Source organism: Microcoleus sp. S36b_A4 (assembly GCF_036700645.1).
GTDB lineage: Bacteria > Cyanobacteriota > Cyanobacteriia > Cyanobacteriales > Microcoleaceae > Microcoleus.
Map to the genome: position 1 here is coordinate 1 of NZ_JAUBPI010000223.1, position 1236 is coordinate 1236.

The 1236-nt window shown below is 40.0% G+C and carries 1 protein-coding gene; it reads right to left on the reverse strand.

Annotated elements, in window-relative coordinates; all coding sequences use genetic code 11:
• A partial coding sequence (locus tag QUA03_RS28890) for an IS1634 family transposase (RefSeq protein WP_445304890.1) occupies nt 1–907 on the reverse strand: 907 nt, incomplete at its 3' end.
• Nucleotides 908–1236: the final 329 nt, after the last annotated feature.

Genomic DNA, 1236 nt, shown 5'->3' on the forward strand with positions numbered 1-1236 from the left:
TTTGTGTAATTCCACCATAATTACTTTTGTGTTCTGACCAACGATATCCGGTCACAGCACTATCGTGAAATTCTGATTCATTTAATTGAGATACCAGTTGCTGCGCTTGTTTCAGACTGAGTGGTACACGAGTTAACCACCTTAAATTGGTTAACATTTCTAAATTGGGAGCGGTATATAATGCACTGTCAGCTACCATTAAACTGTCGAGATTTAATTTGTTTTTAAAGTCTTGACAAATTGAGGCGAATATGGAATTATCTGATTCGTTTCCTGAAGCTACTCGTAAAAATAGTGGTACATCTCCATCTCCACTACAAATTAGGTCTAAAATGAACTGTTTTAAGTCGGGACGATGATCGCGAGAGTAGCCGTAGGTAATCTCAATTGGTATGGGCGATGTTTGATGGTTGATTGATGAATTATCTAACTGATTGCTATCTGTTTCTATGCTCGAAAAAGATACTGATGGCAATTCTTGCTCATATTTGCCATGTAGATGAAATGAACTTGAGTCCAGGTGAGATGTGTCGGTATTTATCTCGAATTTTTGAGCGGCTGACAGGGCAATGGTTGTGAAGATTTCCGTAATTCCTGTCAAATATAATTTATCTAATACTCTGCCTAAACGGTCATCATTTAAATGTGATACTTGAATCCCCGTTCCAAGTAAATGTTCTACTGCTTTCCCTTCAAAAAATTTAGAAAATAAATACAATGGGGCGGAAACCATCCCTAATCCATTAATAATCATGGCTTTAACTACCAGGCCGGGACTGACTATCTCGCCCGGTTGTTCGCCTACTAATTCATTGATTTTTTGGACTATTCCTATTTCATCAATTAGACCGGCTATCAAGCCCAGATGATCTAGGTTTTCTACTTTCATCTGGGATGCTTTCTGCATGGGCTGCTGAATCCTGATTTGATTGTTCATCGCGAGCGCCAGTTTACACTATTTTTGGTGATGATTTGTTACGGAAGAGCGAGCGCAATTAACGCTTTTTCGCGGCTGTGAGCGCGTTACGGATACGTAATAAACTTGGTTTTTTACCGCTCGCAATTTTAACTGATATCAGATTTAACTCACGCCCTCACGTCAATTTTCCAGAATGGACTACTGGGTAATGCTGAGTGACCGAGATAGTTGAGTATTTCTACTCATGATGGTCTCGGATGATTCACTTTTACCCCCTCAATCTGCCTATGTGCCAGTTGGGGTGCGGAATGTGGGTT